Here is a 20,064-nt window from a genome sequence, read left to right on the forward strand (position 1 = left end):
ATCGTGCCCTTCCCGAAGGCAACATGCCAAGCGGAAAGCCAATTATGGGGTTAATCGTTAACCGCGCCGATCCGAAACGGACGGGGGGTATCGGATGCGTTCTCCTACGCGCCATGATCAGACCTCTCTCAGGCGTCGGATGGGCGGCGAGACGGTGATAATCCGTGCCTGGGCGCCGGCTAGGTCGCGCAGCGCCGCATGGGTGAGCGCGGTCTCGAACTGGACGTCGGCATTGCCGAACAGCCAGTCGAAGTCGAGCGGCACCGCGTGCGGTCCGGCATAGTCGGCCTCGTCCTTGGGCAGGGTCAGGACCGATACGTCGCCCCACCAGGGCGTCGGCGTGTGGCCGATGACGATGCTGACCGCGTCGGTCGACGGCGCGGCGCCCGCGGCGCCGGCCAGCGGCTTGCTCAATGCGCCCAACTGATCGACATACCAGGCCCGGCCGGCACTCTCGCCTTGCAACACAAGGATTTGCTGCGGCGCCTTGTTGGCGGGAAAGTCGAGGGTGTAGCTGAAGCTGGCCTTTTTCGCCGCGATGGTCAGCGGCAGGCTGTAGCCGCCAGCTTCCCTGTTTTCCGCTGAAGGCCTGATCAGCAGGAGCACAGTCTTAGCGTCGCTCCGGCCGCTTTCCCCGAGATTGAACGCGGGCGCCCTGAGGTCGATCTGGACGTCATCGCCCGAGGTGACCGGCCGGGCCGGCATCTCGAGCTCGACGACGCGGACCCGGGCCTCACCGGTCGGCGCCGGAAGGCTTATGTCCTTGCCGAACAGCAGGGTCGCGGCGGTCGGACCGCTGAACAGCTCAAGCGCCCGGCCTTTGCCCGCCATCAGCTCGGTCTGCAGCAGGGCCAGGCAGCGCTGTAGGTAGATCGGATTGGCCGCGTCATGCTGCGATGGACGCAGCCAAAGCTCGGCCTTGTCCGGCGCGACGGCGGTTACCCGCGAGCCGCCCTCCTGCTTCGGGCGCGGCTCGATCGTCAGGCGTTCGGCTAAATAGCCGGCGGCGGCCGCGCTCTTCTCGACACTGCCGAGCACGACGGCGCTGTCGCGTCCCGTCCGGGTCCATTCGCAGCTGGTCGGAAGGCTGGCGGTCGTCGGGGCGCTGTGGAAGACACCCTCCGGGGCGGCATCGCTCCCCGTGTAGACGAGGTCGATCGTGCCCTTGGCCGTCGCATCGGCGCGCCACTGGATGCTGCCGAGCAGACGCGGCATGGCGCCCTCGGCCTGCAGCGCGAAGACAGACAGCACCGCGCTCTCCTTGTCGAGCGGTTGATGGAGCAGCCCGATCCCCTCGACGTCGCGACCGAAGCGATTCATCGGGATCGGTTTCTCATGCGCGTCTTCCGGCAGGATCGCCTGGGGGAAGATCTCGACGAGCCAGTCCGTCGGCGAGCGGGTGAAGCGCGCCACGTTCCCGCCGCAGCTCAGCTGCGCCGATTCCCGAACCTCGATCCAGCGCGTCTCCGAGAATGCGAAGCTCGCGCTGGCGCTGGGCACGACAGCCGGAAGATCGCCCGCGAGCCAATGTGGATCGAGATAGCGGCGCATGCTGACGCCGAGGAAATGCTCCTGCCAGTCATGATCGTGCGGACCGCCCAGCAATCGGGGCGACAGCGCCCAGGCTGAGTTGGGAAAAGCCGAGGCGGTGCCATTGTCGCGGTCGAAGGTGAGCCCGATCGGGCCATCGGCCTCGAGATAGACGCGCTGCGCGAGATGCTGCTCGAGCGCATGATAGGTCAGCTGGGGGTCGCCGCCGATCTCCGCGCGCAGGTCATATACCGAGAGCTGGCGCGGCTCTTCGCCTGTGTCGGAGGGGACAGTCCCGTCAGCCGACGGTGGTTTCTTCATCGCGTAACCGGTGCTGGTCGAAACGCCGGTGCCGATCCGGTCGGCGAGGCCGCCATGTGCAAAAGGAGGCTCGGCCAGCATCGCCAAGATCGGCGGGGTCCCGCCGTCCTCGGACGCGCGGTTGAGCGGCATCAGGAGGCGCAGCTGCGGTCGGGCCACCTGGATGCGCGACCGGTCACCAAGCACCGCGACACGGATCCAGTCATCGCGTCGGGGTAAGGCGGCGACCACCGGCCATCCCTGGTTGACCTTGTGATCGTTGAGCGCGCCGGCATAGCGACCGAACAGGGTGAGGCGGTGGCGGAAGATGGTCGCGGAAGGCGCGTCCCAGGCGCCGCTGTGGAGCGACGTCCTGGCGCCGAGCGGATCGAGGCGTACCCCTTCGCTTTGGGTGTCGTCGCCTTCGAAGGCCTCGGCCTCGAAGCGGATGACAGGGTCGGAGCGGCGAAGGCGCAGGATGTCATGGCCCGTCTTTATGATGCCCTGCTGGCTGTCATGGGGATTGAACCAGCTGTAGATCGGCCGGCCGAGCGGCCGCCAGCGCTGAGTGGCGATCTCGGCTCTGCTGAGATGTCGCCACAGTTGGTTGGCCTCGGGATCCAGGGTGAGCTCGTAGCGCCGCGAGCGCGGGGCCGCCTCGACCGCGAGACCCTTGTTGGTGAGGTCGACGAGGTCGGCGTCGGTCACCGCTTGATGACTATCCATTACTTCGACGGTCAGCGCCGCGCCGTCGAACAGCCAGCTGCCATCGGCAAGCCGGCCGACGGCATGTTGCTGCAGCCCCTCGACGATGACCGGCGTTGTGCCCTCGAAATGCGCACCGCTGACCGCGGGACGGATCGAGAGGCGCGCCACGCAGCCTTCGGGAATGCGCGCGACCAGCTGCGACCCGCTCACGACAAGTTCGGCGGTCTCGGCGCTCGAGCTTTCGATCCTGATGCCGATCCGGCGCGCTTTGGCGAGCGCGGCAAAGCTCTCGTCGAGCCGGCCCTGTCTGTATTTTATCGCCTCGAGCAGCGCGCCGAGGCTGGGGATAGATAGCGGCTCGACGATGAGAGGCTTGACCCAGGCTGCCTCATCGAGCGCGTCGACCAGACTCAGCTCGACGATCAGCCTGTCGACGGCGAGATCGGGCAGGACGCCGGTATAGGTTTCGAACAGCTTGACCAGCGCATCGTAGCTGGGTTCCTCATCGGGGCCGGCGGCTAGTGCCTCGCGGGTCGCCAGAAGCTCCTCGATAAAGGCATCGACGCGTTTGCCGTCGGTGCCCGCAGCGGCGCTCTTCTTGAGATCGACATTGGCGAGCCACCGGTCGAAGTCCTCAGGCCCCATCGACGGCGGCAGGATCGCGACCTGCGTCTCGGTCGCGAAACCTTTGTTCCAGACATTGGCATCGGGCCGCAATATTAGAAGGTCCTCGACCGCCTCGCGCGATGCGCTGATGCCGCCGCCCGGCTTTCCGGCGGCAGCGCCCTGCGGATCGGCAAGCACCAGCGACGCCGTTTCCTCGGCTGCTGCCGTCAGTGCGACGCGCAGCCATGACGGGGTGGTCGGGTCGCACGAAAAGATTTCCGTTTCTCCGCCCGCCTCGAGGACATAGTCTTTTCCGTCGCGCCTGATCGCAATATCGAGCGTGTCGCCCATCGCCGGCATTCCGGACGGGAGCTTGATCGATTGACCGGGCAGCCCCTGGACTTGCGGATCCTGTGCGAGGGCGAGCGTGATGGCGCCGCCTTGGGCGCGAACATCACGCAGCTTGACGTCGACCCTTTCCCCGTCCCGTTCGGGCAGAAGGATCGTGCCGGTACCATCGGACGCGCGCAGGATGTCGAGCCAGCGCGGCGCGCCGTCGGAAGCGGTCAGCGCCTGGCGCGGATAGTCGGCGGTCAGCGGCTGGATCAGCCCGCGCGGCGGCGCGAACGCATCAACGGCGTCGGGTTTAGCCTTGAGACGTTCGATGACCGTTCGGCCGATCCCGGTGGTCCGGCTGACGGGATAATGTACCGCGTAAGGGCCGGGGTCGGGATCGGCCCGTGGGAACAAATGGCCGTCCTTGGTAATATCGCCTTGCGACACACCGGCCGGCAGGACGCCGCCGCGGCTGATCGCGAAGGCGGCGGCATCGAGTGGTTGGCCATAAGCATAAGCGCAGGGCAGGGCATAGCCCGCTGGCCAGTCATTATCGGCGGTCTCGTCCTCGTCATCGAACGCCGATGCGGTGAAATAGGGGGGGTAGCTGTCATCCTCGCCCGCCGGCGTCGCCGGCGCGAACGCGGCCGCCTTGCCCTTATAGTCATGGGCCAGCTGATATTCGCCATCGACCGCTGCGGGCTGCACCGGCAGGATCGCGACCGGGCTGAGCGCGGTGCCGACCTTGAACCGGGTCAGGTTGACATGGGCCCATTGGGCCTGGTCAGCCCGCTTCACGAGTAGGCCGACCCCGTCATAGGCCTCGCCGAAGCGGCGCGCCTCCTCCTCCTCCCCGATCGGCAGCCGGATCGCAAGGTCGACGGGATGAGTATCGGGGATGAACCGCCGGCGCGCGCCATGGTCGGCACCAATCTCGATACAGGCCTCGGCATAAACCTCGCTCAACCGTGTCGCCAGGCTGGCGACATCGGGCATCGGTCCATCCGTCAGGCATGGCACATAATCGAGCAGCGGTGCGAGAATGCCAGGATTGGTGTCGATGCGCAGCCGGTTGGCGAACCAGCGGCTTTCGCGCAAATGCTGGCCGAGGTCGACGGACGTGGCGGCAGGATGGGCGACGAGCAGCAAATGGGCGAACAGGCTGCCTTGCGCCTGACGGGCGGCCTCAAGCGCGTTATAGCCCTCGGCAAAGTGCGCGGCGAGCGCGTCGAGAAGCGCATCGCGTCGCTCGGCGCTGTCATCGACCAGCGCCTTCGCCGCATCGGCCAGCACATCGAAGGTGCGAAAGGCGCGCAGGATAGCGGCTTCGAAGCCGTCCTCGCTGCCCATCTGTCCGATCAGCTTGGCCAATTCCTGGTTGACCCGCGCTTCGAGGGCATCGAGATCGACATCCTTCGGCCAGTCGGCGCCGGTGATGAAGAGCCGCAGCAAGGCCGGCAGGATCTCGGCCTGATCGGACAGATATTGGGCGTTCCATTTGGCCACATCGGCGGCGCTCACCTTGAGCAGGCCGGTTAAGCCGGGATGATCGAGCAGGCCTTCGAGGAGATCGACAAAGACGCCCCGCGCGGCCTCATCGCCGATCGCCGAATGGCCTCGTACCCATTGCCTGACCGTGTCGATAAAGGCTTGCGCCTGCGCCGCGGTGGGGGGCGCCGCAGCGCTTGCGTGCTTGGGGACTTCCGCGAGGATCGCGCCTAGGAGCGGGCCCTCGCGCCTTGGCGTCCCGGGCATTGCGAGGGTGAGGAACAGCGGATCGAGCAGGGTGCACAGGCTATTCATCGCGCGCCAGATGATGCGCTGGCCCCGTTCGTCGTCGCGGCCCGAGGGCGCGCCGGCGAGGTGCGGCGCCAGCCAGAACAGCGAGCCCGATCGCTGGCGGATCGCGCGGATGAGGGCGACCAGCTTGAGGCTGTCCTTGTCGAGCTTGAGGAAGCCACTGGCGGGGTCGATCAGCGGAAGGCCGGCGGGCAGATTATCGGCCGCCGCGATCTCGAAGGTGACCTCGCCCCAGGCGGCGGTGGTCTGCAGAACCTGGACGACATCGCCATCGAGCGCGATGACGTCGAGAGCCGGCGGCGGTGCCGCGGGAGCATCGGGCAGGAACGGTACAATATAGAGCTGGGCCGGGGCCGCCGGCCATGCGGAGACGAACTCTACAAGGCGGGTCAGTCCGGCCTCGTGCGGCAAGGGCGCCGGCCAGGTCTGCGAGCCCGAAAGCCGCTGGCCGGCCGAGAGCAATGTGGGATCGCCTCCCAGCTCGCCATCGGCGGGACGTTCGGCGTGCCATAAAGGTCCCTGCTTTTTCTTGATGGTCGGCTGGGCGAGCCAATCCATGACCGACGCCGCGGCGCCGCCGGGAGCAAGACCGATGCCGCCGAGCCACGTAGGATCGAGAAGGGTGATCTGGGTAGCGCCTTCCGCGCGCGCATAGGCGGCGAAGGGAAGGCCCGGCAGCGCCGCCAGGAATGCCTGGAACGGCGCCCTGGGGTCGTCCTCGGGCGGGACCGGATCGCGCAGTTCGATGTTGAGCTGGACGCTCAGGGCGAGGCCCGCAGGCGCAATGTCCCGGCGCGGTTCTTCGTTCGCGCTGACGGTGATGATGGGCTTGATGGTCATGCTCTCGCCTGCAGGATACGGGCCGCTCGGTTCATCGCTTTCTTGCTCGGCGCGACCGATGGTGCGAAGCCGAGCGCGGCGGGGGCCGCGCGCGTGCTGCTGCCACCGCCACCGCCGTTGCGAAGCGAGTAATTGGCGTTGGTGCGATATTTATAGGTGTAGAAGCGCGAGATGCGGATCGACACCGAGACGGTGCCGATGCCGTCGATCCGGCCATTCTCATGATATTGCATGCGGAGCAGCAGCGCGAGATTGACCGTTGCGAGCCCCGCTACATCGACTCGGCCCGCGATAAGCAGCTCGATCGAGACCCGGAGGCCGCCGCCCGGCCGGCCGAGCTGCTTGCGATAGGCGAGCGCCACGCTCAGCGACACGAACACGCTGCCCGAGATCGGGCCGAGCGCGAAGCCGAGCGCCGCCGAGCCCCCGGCCGCCGCCTCGACCGTGACGGTCAGCTCATTAGTGAAGGGCCGATAGTCGCAATCGACGCTGATATAGCCCGAGCCCCCGATCACGAAGATCGTGAACAGGAAGGGCAGCTCCGGCCGGCTCAGTGCGAAACGGTTGGTGATCATGAAGTCGGGGAAGGCGACCAGCGCGAAGCGGTTCGAGATCGCGATGTTGCTGACGCCGCTGGTGCCGGCCATCAGGCTGATCGGGGGCATCGAGAATTCATGCTCGACGCCGATGGGCACGCCGTTCTGCTTGATCAGCTTCAGTCCGCCGACCTCGTCGGGGAACAGCGATCCGAGCGTCTCCTGGATGAACTTGAACGCAGGGTTGAGCTTGATCTTCTTGGGGTCGAGGTCGACCTTCAATCCGCCGCCCTGCTCGAAGCGCACGACCATGTCCTGGAGGGCGACCATCGACTGGCCGGACACGACCGAGTCCACCGTGGTGGTGAGCGCCGCCCGGCCAGTCTGTTCGACCTTGGCGCTGTCCTTCGAGGCCTCGAGACGCACAGTTGCGGCGAGCCGGCTGTTGACGAAGTCGAGGGTGAACGGCCCCATCGAGAACAGTGCCTTGCGCCCCGGGATCGCGAGGTTGATATCGATCTGGACCCAGGCGCGCGCTTGTTTGGGATCGAAGGCATGGGTGACCCGGATCGCGTCACCGGCACCTTCGGGCAGGCGGTAGCCGCGGAAGAGGCCCGACAGGTCGATGCCGCCGAAGTTGCGGAAGACCTTGCTGATGTCGAGCTTGGACAGGTCGTCGGGGATCAGGCCCTCACCGATCCGCTCGAACGGCAGGCTGAGGCCGAGCGCCTTGAGCTCCGATCCGAGCCGGCCGAACCAGGCTTCGGCCTTGGTCGTGTCGATGACCGAGCGGACGCTGTCATAATAATAGCCGAGCCGCTCCCGCGCGAAGTCGAGATTGGGGAGCGCCGGCGCCGACGCGGCGGCGGCATAGAGGCGCAGCAGATTGTTCGGGACCGCGGCGATGCCGCCGCTGGTGATGTTGCCGGCCACGTCGAGCACGCGATCGACGTAGGCTTCGGCTTGGACGCGGGCGCTGTCGATGGCGCCGGTCAGCTGCTTGAAGTCACGTTCGGCGGCGCCGATCAGCCTGCCAAGCTCTTGTGCGTCGTCGATCGCGCCCTTGATGGCGTCGGCGAGGCCCAGATAATGCTGCAATTTCGCAAGCGCTTGTTCGGCGGCGGCGTCGAGCGCGGCATGAATGGCCGTGACGCCGGCGCCCAGTGCATCGCAGACCTTGCCGGCCTCGTCCTGCCAGGCCTTTAGCTCGGCAGCGGCCAGCTCATCGATCTGCGACATCCGGGCTTCGATCCCTTCCACCGCTTCGGTCACTCGCGCCCGCGCGCGGACGAGGTCGCCCCGGAGACGTTCGAACTCGGCTTCTGAGATCACCGCGTCGAACGCCGGGACGACGATCTTGCGGGTGAGGACATTGTCGACGAACTCGGGTTTGACCTTCTCCTTCAGCTGGTTGAACTGGCTGTCTATCTGCGTCCTGGCCGCGTCGATCCGGGCGAAGGCACCGCCGGCGCAGCGCCGAGCCGCAGCGAGCGCGCGATCGATCTGGACGCTCAGCGCCTCGTAAAGGCATTCCGGGCCCTCGACCCATCGTCCGATATCCGCGAGCAGCGCGTCGATCCCACCGGCCAGCGCGGTGGTGGCGGTGCGGCTCAGCTCGACCAGGCCGCTGAGTTCGGTTTCGGTGGCGAGCTCGGCGGCGATCGCGTCGAGCTGGGTGGCGATGGCGGTCGCCTCCCCGGCAAGCACGCTGGTCAGGCCGCCAATCTCGGCGAATGCCGCGGTGGTCAGCCCGTTTAGCGCGAGGCGGCCGGCCCTGACCTCGGTTTCGAGCGTGAGGAGCTTGTCCTCCACCGGGCGGGCAGCCTTCTGGAAGGCGTCCGCGATCGCCTCGAGCTTGCGCGCTGTTGCCTCATAGGCCTCCACCTTCGCGATGGCTACGACCGCCGTCCTGTATCGCTCTCGTGCAGCGTTGACCTGCGCGGCGAAACCGCGGCGCAGTTCGCCGAGCAGTTGCAGCGCCGCGCTTTCGGCCTTGCCGACCATCAGCAGCACGCCGACCTGCGCGCTCGCGGCCTGATCGAGCAGGCCGCGTAGCTCGGCGGCGAGCGTCTTGATTGCAAGGCGGGTTGCCAGCACCGCGGCGCGCAAATCCGGCTCTTCCTTCAGCGTTTCGGCGACGGGTAAGAGCTCGGCGGCAATGGCATCGCCCCGGTCGGCGACGGGCAAGACGAGGGCCTGAAGATCCTTGAAGGCGGTCGCGATCAGGCCGCTCAGATCGAGCCGGCCGGCGCGGACGTCGCTGGCAAGCTCGCCGAGCTTCGCGTCGAGCACCCTTGCCGCCGTACCGAACTCGATGCCCATCGCCTCGAGCTGTGCTACTATGTCGTCATGGCCCGGCTTGGCCCTGATCGCTTCGATCGCGGTCTTGAGCGCGTCATTGGCGGTGGCGAGCTGCCTGGCATAGGCCGAGCCGATGTCGGCGAGGACGTCGAGCGCCGCGCTCTCGGCGTCGCCCGTCGCGCGGTGGATCGCGGCCTCGCCGCCGGCGATCTCCTCGAGCAGGGTCCCGATCGCGGTGGTGATCCCGTTGGACACACGGCCGAGCTCGGTCGAAAGACGGGAGCGGACCTCGCTGACCGCGGCGCTGAGGTCGCCGATCAGGGCATCGCGTCCGGCTTCAAGCTTTTTGTGGTAGCTCTCGATGCGCGCGGGCGACCAGGGCTTGCCGTCGACATAGGCCTGCCTTGTCTCGTCGAGCTTGCGCTTCGCGCTGTCGAACAGCGTGAAGAGCTCGGCCTCGAATTGTGCGACGATCGCCCCGGCATTGGCGACGTCGGTCTCGACCCGACCGATATCGGCCTGGAGATCGCCGAGCGCGGGCGCGATCTCGCCCATGATCTCGGCAACGACACTCCTGATCCACGCGTCGCGCGTATCGCCGGGCAGCGGCGCCGAGATCGCTTCCGCCTGTTCCAGCCAGGCGCGAAGCTCGGCCATCAACAGCAGTTTCTTGCGCTCGAGGCCGGCGGCGAAATCGTTGATCAGCTTATGGCATAGCGGCGTCTGGGTTGTCGCGAGATCGCGCAGCGGATCGAGCTTTTCGAGCTTGAAGCGGCGGGGGTCGACCTGGTCGATCCTCCCCTTGAAGGTGTCGGCTGCCGCCAGGATGCGGTCGCGGTCGCCGGTGCGGACAGCGGTGCCGAGCGTCTGCAGCTCGGCGCCGATGCCCCGATCGGGGCGCGCCTGCTTGCTGACTTCGGCGAGCCATCCTGACAGTTCGTTCGCGCGCTCGGGCTGCTCGGGCGCGACGGCGCGGCTGAAGGTCAGAGTATCGAGCGCGGCATAAAGCGGCTGGCCCGCGCGCCCGGCATTGAGGCGGGTGCGCCTCGACGCCGGTGCGAGCCGCCAGGTGAAGCGGCGATAGCCGCGCGGGATGCGCGGCGCGCTGGGCAGCTTGGTCTCGCCGTCGCGGGCCGGGCCATCGAGGTCGGGCTGCTGCCGCGCGGTCGGGGCTGGCAGGTTCACCCAGTCGACGCTGAGCACCGGCGCCCAGCGGTCGGTATCGGCATCGGGCGCCTTGGCGTCCGAGTAGAAATAGAGATTCTCGGGATCGAGACATTGCTGGGCGACCAGCGGTCGGTCCTCATCGCCCTCGGCATGGGTTACGAAGGCGATGTCGGGCTGCGGATAGACTGAGGGCCGCCGCTGGGCGCTGCGCCGGTTCCACAACGGGATCTGCCAGCCCGAGCGGCCGACATCCTCGCTCCAGGCGCTGTCGACATGAATCCGCCGGCTGTTGAAGCGCACCGCATGGAGGAAGCCTGCCATCGCCTCGGAGCCGGCCGGGCCGTCGGGATAGAAGCGCTCGGGTTCGAGCAGCTCGACAAATTCCTCGACCTTGCGCAGCACCGGCCGTCGGCTGGTAGCGCCGATACCGTCATCGGGGGTGAATTGCGGGCTGGGGCTGACCGTCCGCTCATAGATCACGACATGTTTGGCGCGATTCCAGAAGGCGCCGATCCGGCCGATGATCTCGACCCGCTGGCGCTGGACCCGGCCGGCGCGCACCTCGGCGATCACCGCGAGCAGGCCATTCAGGAATTCGGCGCGGAAATCGGCGTCGCCGCCATGGGGCGCCAAGGCGATCCGCTCGATGGTGCCGCCGGTGGAATCGGGGCGGTCGAGGAACTCGCGGCAGAAGGCGCGCGCCTCGATCGGCCAGAGCACGCCGCCCGGCAGCCCGTGCGGCGAAAGGCGGGGATGGAGCTCGGCATCGTCGAACGGTGTCGGGAAAGGCGACCGGAAGGCGGCACGGGCGCGGAGAGCGAAGCGTGCGCCGCGCTCGAACCGGGCCGGAACGAAAGGCTGGGCAGCGCCCGCGTCGCGCATCCACAGCTCGAGCCGCTCGGGGCGGTGGGCGATGGCGTCGGCCAGGCGGTTCCACTTCCGGACCCACCCCCGATTGTCGGCGGTCTGCTCGCCTTTCCGGACCGGCCGGCCGAGCAACGCCTCGATCTCGGCGACCCGGGCGGTCGCAGCAGCGCCCTTTTCGAGCGCGGGGTCGACGCTGACCCCGAGGCCATAGAGAAACTCGGCGCGCAGGCCGGCGAGCGCGGCGCCGGTGCCCAGATCGCCGCGCTGGCGGAAGATGTCGTAGCTCGCCCATTCGGGCAGGTAGAAATTGCGGTCGAGATCGCTCGGCTCGATCCACAGATCGGCGGGCGCGGTCAGCCGATAATCAACGGCATGGCGCTGGAGGTAGCCATCGCCGTCACGCTCTCCCGCCGCCTGCGGCGTGCTGGCGGTCGCGCCGTCGTCGGGGTCGAGAAGCGCGAGCCGGCGCGGCTTGTCCATGCTCTCGCCGACACCCTGCGGCGGCAGGCTGTAGCGATAGCGACGGCTCGTCATGCGCAGCGACCATTGCCGCGTGTCGCTGTCATAGCTGGCGACGACGAGATTGCCGGCGTCACCGCGCGCATCGAGGCTCTGCGCCTCGAACCGCATGACCGAGAAAGGCTGTTCGGAGAGCAGGATGTAGCGGGCGGCGGCGGAGCCGGTCGGGGACGCGTCGGCCTCTTCGCTTTGCAGCGTGGCAACTGCGGTACCGTCGAGGATCTCGGCGGTCAGGCGGCGGTCGTCGTCGCGCGTCACCTGGTCGCGCAGCGAGAGGATGTAGCGGGCAGGCGCGCCGCCACGCTCCCCGTCGCGCAGCAGCAGCGGGCGGGGTCGACCGGTGCGATCGCCCCAGGCGATATCGACCCCGATCGGCTCGATCGCATTGAGCGCCAGATTGAGGAGAAAATCGTTGGGGCCGGCGAGCAGCTCTGCTTCCCCGCCGCCGGTCTCGCTGATTCGCCCGGGTCGAAATCGCCAATGCCCTGCATTTTTGGCGGGCCCCGCCAGGGCCAGGGAGACCTGCGCCGCGGCCAGACCCAGACCGCCGAGGCGTCCGACGAACGCCGCGCCCGGCGTCCCCTTGGGGTCGACGCCGAGGTCCAGGCTGATCACGCCGACACGATCGGGATCGCCGATGTCGCGGTCGGCGAGCAGCGCGGCCCGGAACAGGCTCCTGTCCGCCGGGCCCGCGATATCAATTCCCGGCAGTGTGAACGATATCCGGATCGGACCGGGATCGGGTTCAAGCGCCCGGTCCGCATCATAATCCCATCGCCGCAGGCCGAGTTCGACGAGCGGCCAGCGTTTGCGCGCAACCGGACGGATGTCGCAGCCTATCTCGTCGACGATCTGGACCGGGTCGGTCTGGGGTAGCTGGCGCCGGGTCAGCCGGAAGGGAAGATCGGCGGCCAGGGCGAACCGTTGCTGGCCGGCGCTCGCCAGGACCATGTCGGGCAGGCCATTGGCGGGCTCGAGCGGAGCCAATATGTCGACACCCAGGCGCGGCATGCGCGTCGCGCGCAGCCCGAGCTCGATCAGCTTATGGACAGCGACATTATTGAAGATCGGGTTGCCATCGGTATCGACCTGACCCCCGACCTGCTGGAACTCGCCGCTTCGCAGCTGCCACGCTCCTTGCCCGTTTGCGGCAGCGACCTTGTGTTCGACACCGAGCCGGATGGCGGCGAAGCCGGTGGCCTCGCGCTCACCATAAGCAACGGCTTCCATCTCGTCCTGGTCGATCCGATATTCGGTGATGAGATCGAGAAAGGTCCAGCCTTGCGCCTGACTATTCTCCAAGCAGTCGCCGACGCCGAAGGGATCGAGCGGCTTGATGACGCCGTCGATGATGCGTAGGTCCCCGCCGGGGACCCCGGCCGGGGCTTTGACGGCCCTGAAAGCTGATCGGAAATAGGTCCGGCCGAGCGTGTCGCGGCGCCCGAAGCCGATGCTCTGATAGGCTTGCGGGAGGTCGAACACCGCCGACAGCTGGAGCTTGTTGACGAGGTCGGTAGAGCCGGCCGCGAACAGCCCGAGCGTCTCCCTGGCGTAGCGGTTGGCATCGGTCGGCCAGAGCGCCGCGCGCAATTTGGCCCGATTGCTGTCGGCTCCGCGCGGGAAGTGCAGATATTCCTTGCCGCCGTTGAACGGACAAAAGCCGAACTCGCCGAGGATATGCGAGGGGAACAGATCGGAATCGAGCGTCGTGAGATCGAGCCACTCGCACTGCGACGCAGCACCTTCGGCCCCCGCCGCCACGCCACGGGCGGGCAGCTTCTGTTCGTCCGCCGCGAGGCGGGCGCCCTGATAGTGAACGCGGAACGGAAAGGCGTTGCTGGAGATCTTGTCGATGACGCCATGGGGCGCCGGTGTCGGGATGGCGAGCTGGAAACCTAGGCCGTGACCAAGACCTTTCGCCGGAGCGTCGCCGAGGATGATGGCGCTGTGACAGACCGTCTTGCCTTGGGTGAAGCTGCGCGCGAGGATCCAGCGTAGGGAAAGCTCCCGGGTGCCATTGTTCGCGTAGCCATAATGTTCGATGATCGCGGCGCCGGGGATGACGAGGCGATGCGGCGACGCTTTGCCCAGCGACAGGGCAAATGCCTTGCCGTTCTTGACCGCCTCCAGCGCGGCAGCTGTCAGATCGGCGAGCGGAGTCGTTTGGACAGGTGGTGCTTCGCCCTCTACGGGCAGCCAGCGCACGCACAGCGCGGCGGGATATTCTGGCTCGGGCTGCGCGAATATTTCGAAGCAGCCCGCAAATTCCTGGCCGCCCTCCCAGATGAAGCGGCCGAAGAGCTTGAAATACAGCATGTCTCGAGCCTCTCCGCGCTGCTACAGTTCGGTTACGTGAGTGCGACTTGAAATCGAGCGACCATCAAGGCGATTGATCAGTCGTCACCTCGAGCGAGAGATCGGCAGCCGACGTGGCTTGCCTTAAGTCGCGATGATCGGAGCTACGCGTCAATCGATTGCCCACAATTCCAGGTCATATCCATCGGCGACATCTTGGAAATTGCCGGCGCCCACGAAGCCTGTTCCAGTCCAGAGGTCGAAGTGCCCGGTCGCGTCCTTCCATGCCGCGTGATAGACCAGAATGCCGCTTCGTTTTGGAATCGTGCCAAGTCCGACGGGCGTTCCCGGACTCTTGCTCATGCCCCAGTACGACTTTCCGAACAGCTCGATGACAAGATCGCGGAACGTCTTCACCTTGACGACGATGGGCGAGCCATCGCCCTCGATCGCCTCCTTGTATTTGCCTGGAATAGCCGAGCCTGCCCCTTTTAGGGCCACCGAAAGGCGGATCGCGCACGTGTTAGCATATGCAGGGTTGTCGACCAGCGTTGGCCATTCTCCGCCAAGCGCGGTGAAGAGATCCGGCTTGGGCTGGATCGGATAGGCGTCTTTCAAAGACTTAAAACTGATCGGCATGATTTTCCTCCTTCGACGATTTCAGTAAAAGGTCGGGCTGAGATCCCCGGCCGCTCCGCTAGTCCCAGACCGGCGCCGCTTCTTGCCAGTGCCGCCATGCTCGCGCTGATCTCTTCGAACGCGATCCAATCCGGCGGCGTCCATGTCTGTGGTCACTGAAACGGCGCAATTATCGCTGCCGCTTCGTCAGGATGGAAAGTTCCGTTTCACCGCTCCCTTCTGTACTCTGCATACCTGCTGTTGCCCATCGCCACCGAATACTTTGCGCGCGGAGAATGATCGAGCAGTAACGACTCCGACGGGCGCCCGTATGCCGTTTCTATCCCATGGTGATGCTCCGACATAGCGTTACATTACAGACGGGAGGCACGCCAGCGCCGGAGGAGCGAGAACTCGTCATTAAATTGAGGAAGCACTCAACCGTTCGTCAGGCTCTTTCGTTAAGGTTCAACCTGATAACCCGAGTGCTATCATGCGCACCCGTCCTTCCCACCCAAAACCAGCCTAGGCCCCTCGGTTAAGCACGGCTTTGTGCGGGTTCCAGCCGATCTCGCGAGGCCACGTGGGATAGGTCAACGGTGCCACCGCAAAGCGGTCAGCCTTGCTTTATCGGAGATGCGGTGGCGACAAACGCAATGTCCGCTCCTGCGGGGATCGGTCAATCGCCCTTTATTCGGCCGCCAGACGGGGATGCGCCCCATTGCAGCAGTTCAGCGTGCTTCAAGCAGCTCAAAGACCTGCCATCTGGCGCTATGCTTGCGGCCTGAATATTCGCCCGTGAGTCCATCCTGATTCTAGTTCTGAAGCCCATCGCAATTTGGTGGAACAGGTTCGAGAAAGCCGCCTTGTGGGAACAGCACTGGGGGCGTTTTGCCAAGAGCGCAAAGCGCCTCCCTTCCGCGCTTCATTACCTCGTTGCCCGACACCGACACGTTTGTGAACTCTGCAAGGAAGTCTACCGGGCCTTCGTTTAGCCGTTTCAACGCGGCGCGGTATTGGCCGTAAGCGGCATAAAAGCTCGCGACCCTCGGCCCAGCCTCCTGCCCGAGGCCTGCAATCGTCTGGGAGCCATAATATTGTGGTGCCGGCAATTCATCGGGATCAACAGGTGTGCCGACAACGCGACCGTCCTGTGATGTCCCGACGAGTTGCTTACTCACCACGCGCAGCGTCTGCCGCGTCGGAGGTTGCCCCCAGTTGTTGATGAAGGCGATCTGCCAACCGACCTGCTTATAGGCGTCGGTTACGTCCTGAACGATAAGCGTCTTTGTCGTGGCGTCGATCGGTTTGATGTCCTCTTCGGCGGGTGCACTCCCATTTTCGGCCCGGGGCGTCTCCGTGGAATTTCCTGCCCCGCTCGGACCGATCTGACGCTCTTCCCGAAGTTCGGCGGCAGAAACCAAGCCTCGCGCAATGCCATCGCTGAACGGCAACGGCCAGTTGAAGAAGGTCGACGTGGTCAGCAAGGCCACGAATGCGATCACCGCGAGTAGGATAGTCCACACCAGCACCCGAGCTGGGAGGTCGAGCGATGCTCTTCGCAGCTTCGGAATCTGGGCAAACACTACGAACAGCACCATGAGGCCGACTAGCGCGATCACCCCAAATATTAGGGTGGCGTAGCTCACCCCGAACTTCACAATGATGGCTACGACAGCGACCAGGCCTGCGGCGACAATCGCATAACGGAAGTTGGGATCAGCCCTCCGCGCCGCGGCTATGATGCTGTCGAGTGTCAGCAAGCTACCGACACTCTCTTTGCGCTCCGGTTCTGGTGCGTTCATGATTCCCCCCGATCGACACTGAGCGCACCGAAAGGTCTGGTTCGCCGGTCTTCCGCGAAACACACTAAGGATTTACACGGTAACGTCACGCGCCAAACGCTCGCCCGGCTCGCTTCGCACCGTTGGGTTATTCTCGCGTCCGCAAGCAATCGGCGGCGCCAAATGCTCAGCGACGTCCGGCAACGCGACTTTCCCACAATTAGCGCTGCAATCCAATCGTTCGGCAAACGGCCAGTCAGAGCTGTTAAACGAACGCGGCTATATCGTTCCACACCTGAGCGGCCAAGGACTGCCGATCCGTAAGCGCCTAGCCTCGCTCATATCCTGCGGCGAGCGCAATCAAGTTCAAAATGTCTGGTCCTGAGAGAAGCTGCCATTGAGCGGCACAATGCTAAATGGCCGGAAAGTCCCAAAGTCAGTCAGGCGCAATCCAGGCATCCGAAGACGAACGAACGGCGGGTTTCGTATCCAACCGCGCGATCGGTCTACGCCGACAATTGGGGTGCAAAGCAGACACTCTAAGGACCCAAACTTACACAAATTCTTACACAGTTTGCGGTTGTAGTCAAAAACATGCAGTGTTATCAATGTTATACGGAAGTCTCGCCGCACTCAGAATGTTTAAAGAGTGGGAGATATAGAGACTAATCGCGCCTTTTTAGCGCGTAAAATCAGTAACTTACAAAGTTCAGATCGGCCGTTTTCGATAGGCACGCCCAACTCTGTGTAAGCCAGAGTGGGGCAGGGCTACCGCGGCGAGATTGTGGTCTGCGGGCGTGGTGAAATTGGTAGACGCGCTGGATTCAAAATCCAGTTCCGAGAGGAGTGTGGGTTCGATTCCCACCGCCCGCACCATCTCAATAACGATGGCTCTTAGGCCGGAAGGAGACTGGCAGGTTTCAAGATCGCCAGTGCAGATAGTTGCCGGTCGCAATTGTCGGTACGAACTACGGCGGACGACCAAACCCAGTCGTTGCCAGCTGGCGCGCGAACGGCTGCTCCTGTCAAAAGCTGTCGGTCACGGAGCGTGAAGCGGACTATCGGCAAAGCGCCTGATAGCCGACGTTCCCGGGCTCGGAACTGTCGCCGCAAACTGGTCATCGCGATTATATGTCTGTGTCCGCAACCGGCCGGCCTGATTGATATCCAATCTCCCCAAGGCTTGGTCAGCAGCGGGTCGCGGGATCGAGGCGGGCGAGAGGACCGCAGCGGATAAAACGTCTGGCCGGCAGGGCACCGCACCGGCGAAGCCTCCCGCGCCAAATTCCCGGAAGTTACCGAGACCGCTCAATATGCACCGCACGGAGCATCGGTGGCTTCATGTTCCGCGAACCGGAGTGCGATGCGCGGGATCCCGTAGCCGTGAAAGGGGCCAAGCCTTATCTCGTCGACGACCGGGAGCGAAGTGGTTGCTTTGCCGAACGCGGTGGTTACCACGATAAAGACGCTTTCCCAGAAGACGCCGATGCGTTAATTTGAAACGTTTCAATTTTACTTCATCACTTTTTGCTTCACGCTGCAAAGCTCGTGTCCGAAAAGGAGGCCTGACATGAAATGCTATTTGTTCGGAAATGTAGCCGTTACCGATCCGGAGCGCTTTGCAGACTATCTGGAAAAGGTGCCCGCGATCATCGCGCGTCATGGCGGCCGCTACATCGTGAGGGGCGGAGCGGTATATCCGCTCGAAGGCGAGCTCGGTGTCCGGCGGATGGTCATGCTGGAGTTCGAATCGCGGGCCGCCGCCCAAGCCTTTTATGACGGCGAGGATTATGCGCCGCTCAAAAAGCTCCGAATGGAGACTTCCGAATCCCAGATCATGTTCGTCGACGCATTGGGTGGGGACTATGTCGTCGGGCCCGATGGTGATATCAACGGAGCTGTTCACAAGAGCAGGTTGCCACCCGCGGAATAGCTGGCACGCGCTATGGTCGATCGCCGTTTAGTCGGCCGACGCGATCGAGGGCGTCGCGCAGCTCATTGGTCTTTTCCTCGGCCAAGCGGCAGGCGGTCATTATCTTGTCGGGCACAGCCCAAATTCCCTCGCGCAGCGCCTTTCCGTCGGGCGCCAAATCGACCACTACGCGCCGTTCGTCCAGGGCGTCGCGCCGCTTGGCGATCAGCTTCGACCTTTCCAAGCGTTTAAGTATGGGGGTGATGGTGCCCGTGTCCATGCCCAGCTTCGTGCCCAGTTCGCCGACCGATCGCGGTCCGCCGCCCAAAAGCTCGAGCATCACCAGATATTGCGGAAAGGTGAGGCCAATCGGATCGAGAAACGGTTTGTGCATGCGCGCCAGCCGGTTCGCAGCGCCATAAAGCGCGAATGACAACTGCTTATTCAGCTCATGACGCAATCTCACTCTCCGAATGAAACGTTTCAAAAATGATCTTGCGCCCGTTTATCTAGTGCACTAGGCAATGTCCATCCTCGGCGGGAAGGGTCGATTCTCCTGCCTGAACGCAAAAAGCGGAGCATCTTTACGTGTCTAAGACAAAAACTTTCCATGATGTCGTGCGCGAGCGCTATTCGGCTCGAACCTACCGCGCCGACCCCGTCCCGGGAGATGTGATCCATGCGGTTCTGGACGATGCTCAGCGATCTCCTTCTAACGCAAATATCCAGCCTTGGGACGTTCATATCGTGTCGGGCGCGGCACGCGACCGAGTGAGCGAAGCGCTCCTCGCTGCCGAGGCCGAGGGCCGGATGACGCCGGATTATCCGTTTGGTTATGACGAGCTCTACGGAGCGTACAGTGACCGGCAAGTCCGCCAGGCTGATCAATATTACAAGTCGATCGGCGTGGCGCGGGAGGCGACGGACGACCGGCGGATGGCGCTGCTACGCAATCTCGAATTTTTCGGCGCGCCGCACGCTTGCTTCCTATTCCTGCCGCCCTTTTACGACAGCGTCCGGATCGCGAGCGATGTCGGCATGTACGGCCAGACCTTCCTGTTGTCGCTGACTGCGCACGGTCTTCAAGGATGCCCGCAGACCCTACTCGGCTTCTTCGCCGGGACGATCCGCGAGGTGCTGGGCGTGGATCCGAAACTCAAGATGCTGTTCGGTATTTCCTTCGGATACCCCGATCTGGAGTCGCAGGGTGCCAGTTACCGGATTGACCGGGCGCCGATCGAGGAGAACGTGACGCTCCACAGCTGAATCGACGACGACAGACGTCGGATTTGGTGTATGAAACGATTCATTGATTATTCGCTAGGTCGCGACTGGGAGAGAGTAAAATGAAATACGACATCCGACTGCTGACGAAGGCCGCCGACGACCTACTCAGGACCGTCACCAATCCGAAGCATCGCAAGATTCTGATCAACTATCGCCGCCACGCGATCTTCGAGGTTTGCGGCATGTATGAAGACATATTAGCGCCGGAATTGACGATCGAAGAGCCCGAATACCTGATGTATGCCGGCGGCATGCCGATCCAGTTCAAGGGACGGGAAAGGGTTGAGGCGCTCTATTCCTCGATGGTCAAGATCAACGCGTGTGTCATGATGTTCGAGGATGAAGTGCTGCGCGTCGACGATCGAGGCTTTTCCTCTCGCGCGACCTTTCAGATCTTCATGCCGGGCGCGGTCGCGCTGCACTTCGGTGCGCCCGTCGGCAGCAAGGAACTTGACGATATCTTCATCCAGACGACCGATCGCATCATGGTGTGGGACTATACCGATGACGGCCGCCTGATTGGCGAGAATATCTGGGTTGGCGGTGGAAGCTTCCGTATATGCCCGCCTGACGAGCTGATCACTATCGAGGATTGCCGCGAAATCCTGCTTCCGCTGCTCGACAAGGTTCCTGAGCCAAGCTGATCTGAGGCCACGAT

General features: G+C 64.5%; 9 protein-coding genes and 1 tRNA gene. 5 read left to right on the forward strand and 5 right to left on the reverse strand.

Features of this window, described 5'->3' with window-relative positions; translation table 11 throughout:
* Nucleotides 1-117: 117 nt before the first annotated feature.
* The 4 genes from CDQ92_RS11460 to CDQ92_RS11475 all read right to left on the reverse strand — a co-directional run bounded on the left by CDQ92_RS11460 (nt 118) and on the right by CDQ92_RS11475 (nt 16,228).
* Nucleotides 118-6,120, reverse strand: a complete 6,003-nt coding sequence (locus CDQ92_RS11460; protein ID WP_088441572.1) for a hypothetical protein — start codon at nt 6,118-6,120, stop codon at nt 118-120.
* A complete protein-coding gene (locus tag CDQ92_RS11465) occupies nt 6,117-13,826 on the reverse strand; it encodes a hypothetical protein (protein WP_088441573.1) in 7,710 nt (2,569 codons plus the stop codon). Before CDQ92_RS11465 ends, CDQ92_RS11460 begins: the two co-directional genes overlap by 4 nt.
* Before the next feature lie 150 nt (nt 13,827-13,976).
* A complete protein-coding gene (locus CDQ92_RS11470; protein ID WP_088441574.1) occupies nt 13,977-14,444 on the reverse strand; it encodes a T6SS effector amidase Tae4 family protein in 468 nt (155 codons plus the stop codon).
* 794 nt (nt 14,445-15,238) lie between these two features.
* Entirely contained in the window at nt 15,239-16,228 is a 990-nt protein-coding gene (locus CDQ92_RS11475; RefSeq protein ID WP_088441575.1) for a hypothetical protein, read from the reverse strand.
* A gap of 770 nt (nt 16,229-16,998) precedes the next feature.
* Between CDQ92_RS11475 and CDQ92_RS11480 the strand changes: the two genes are divergently transcribed.
* The 3 genes from CDQ92_RS11480 to CDQ92_RS11485 all read left to right on the forward strand — a co-directional run bounded on the left by CDQ92_RS11480 (nt 16,999) and on the right by CDQ92_RS11485 (nt 18,140).
* Nucleotides 16,999-17,083: transfer RNA gene (locus tag CDQ92_RS11480), tRNA-Leu, on the forward strand.
* 465 nt (nt 17,084-17,548) lie between these two features.
* Nucleotides 17,549-17,707, forward strand: a complete 159-nt coding sequence (locus tag CDQ92_RS21165) for a hypothetical protein (RefSeq protein ID WP_158213833.1) — start codon at nt 17,549-17,551, stop codon at nt 17,705-17,707.
* A gap of 70 nt (nt 17,708-17,777) precedes the next feature.
* Nucleotides 17,778-18,140, forward strand: coding sequence for a DUF1330 domain-containing protein (locus CDQ92_RS11485; protein WP_088441576.1), 363 nt, complete (start codon nt 17,778-17,780; stop codon nt 18,138-18,140).
* Nucleotides 18,141-18,150: 10 nt separating this feature from the next.
* Here CDQ92_RS11485 and CDQ92_RS11490 read toward each other — a convergent pair whose 3' ends face one another.
* A complete protein-coding gene (locus CDQ92_RS11490) occupies nt 18,151-18,579 on the reverse strand; it encodes a MarR family winged helix-turn-helix transcriptional regulator (RefSeq protein WP_229667417.1) in 429 nt (142 codons plus the stop codon).
* Nucleotides 18,580-18,707: 128 nt separating this feature from the next.
* Here CDQ92_RS11490 and CDQ92_RS11495 point away from each other — a divergent pair, with 128 nt between their 5' ends.
* Both CDQ92_RS11495 and CDQ92_RS11500 read left to right on the forward strand, forming a co-directional pair.
* Nucleotides 18,708-19,385: a nitroreductase gene (locus CDQ92_RS11495; RefSeq protein ID WP_088441577.1), complete on the forward strand. Its 678-nt coding sequence runs from the start codon at nt 18,708-18,710 to the stop codon at nt 19,383-19,385.
* 80 nt (nt 19,386-19,465) lie between these two features.
* Entirely contained in the window at nt 19,466-20,050 is a 585-nt protein-coding gene (locus CDQ92_RS11500; protein WP_088441578.1) for a hypothetical protein, read from the forward strand.
* The last annotated feature ends 14 nt before the right edge of the window (nt 20,051-20,064 follow it).

Source organism: Sphingopyxis bauzanensis (assembly GCF_002205675.1).
GTDB classification, from domain to species: domain Bacteria; phylum Pseudomonadota; class Alphaproteobacteria; order Sphingomonadales; family Sphingomonadaceae; genus Sphingopyxis; species Sphingopyxis bauzanensis.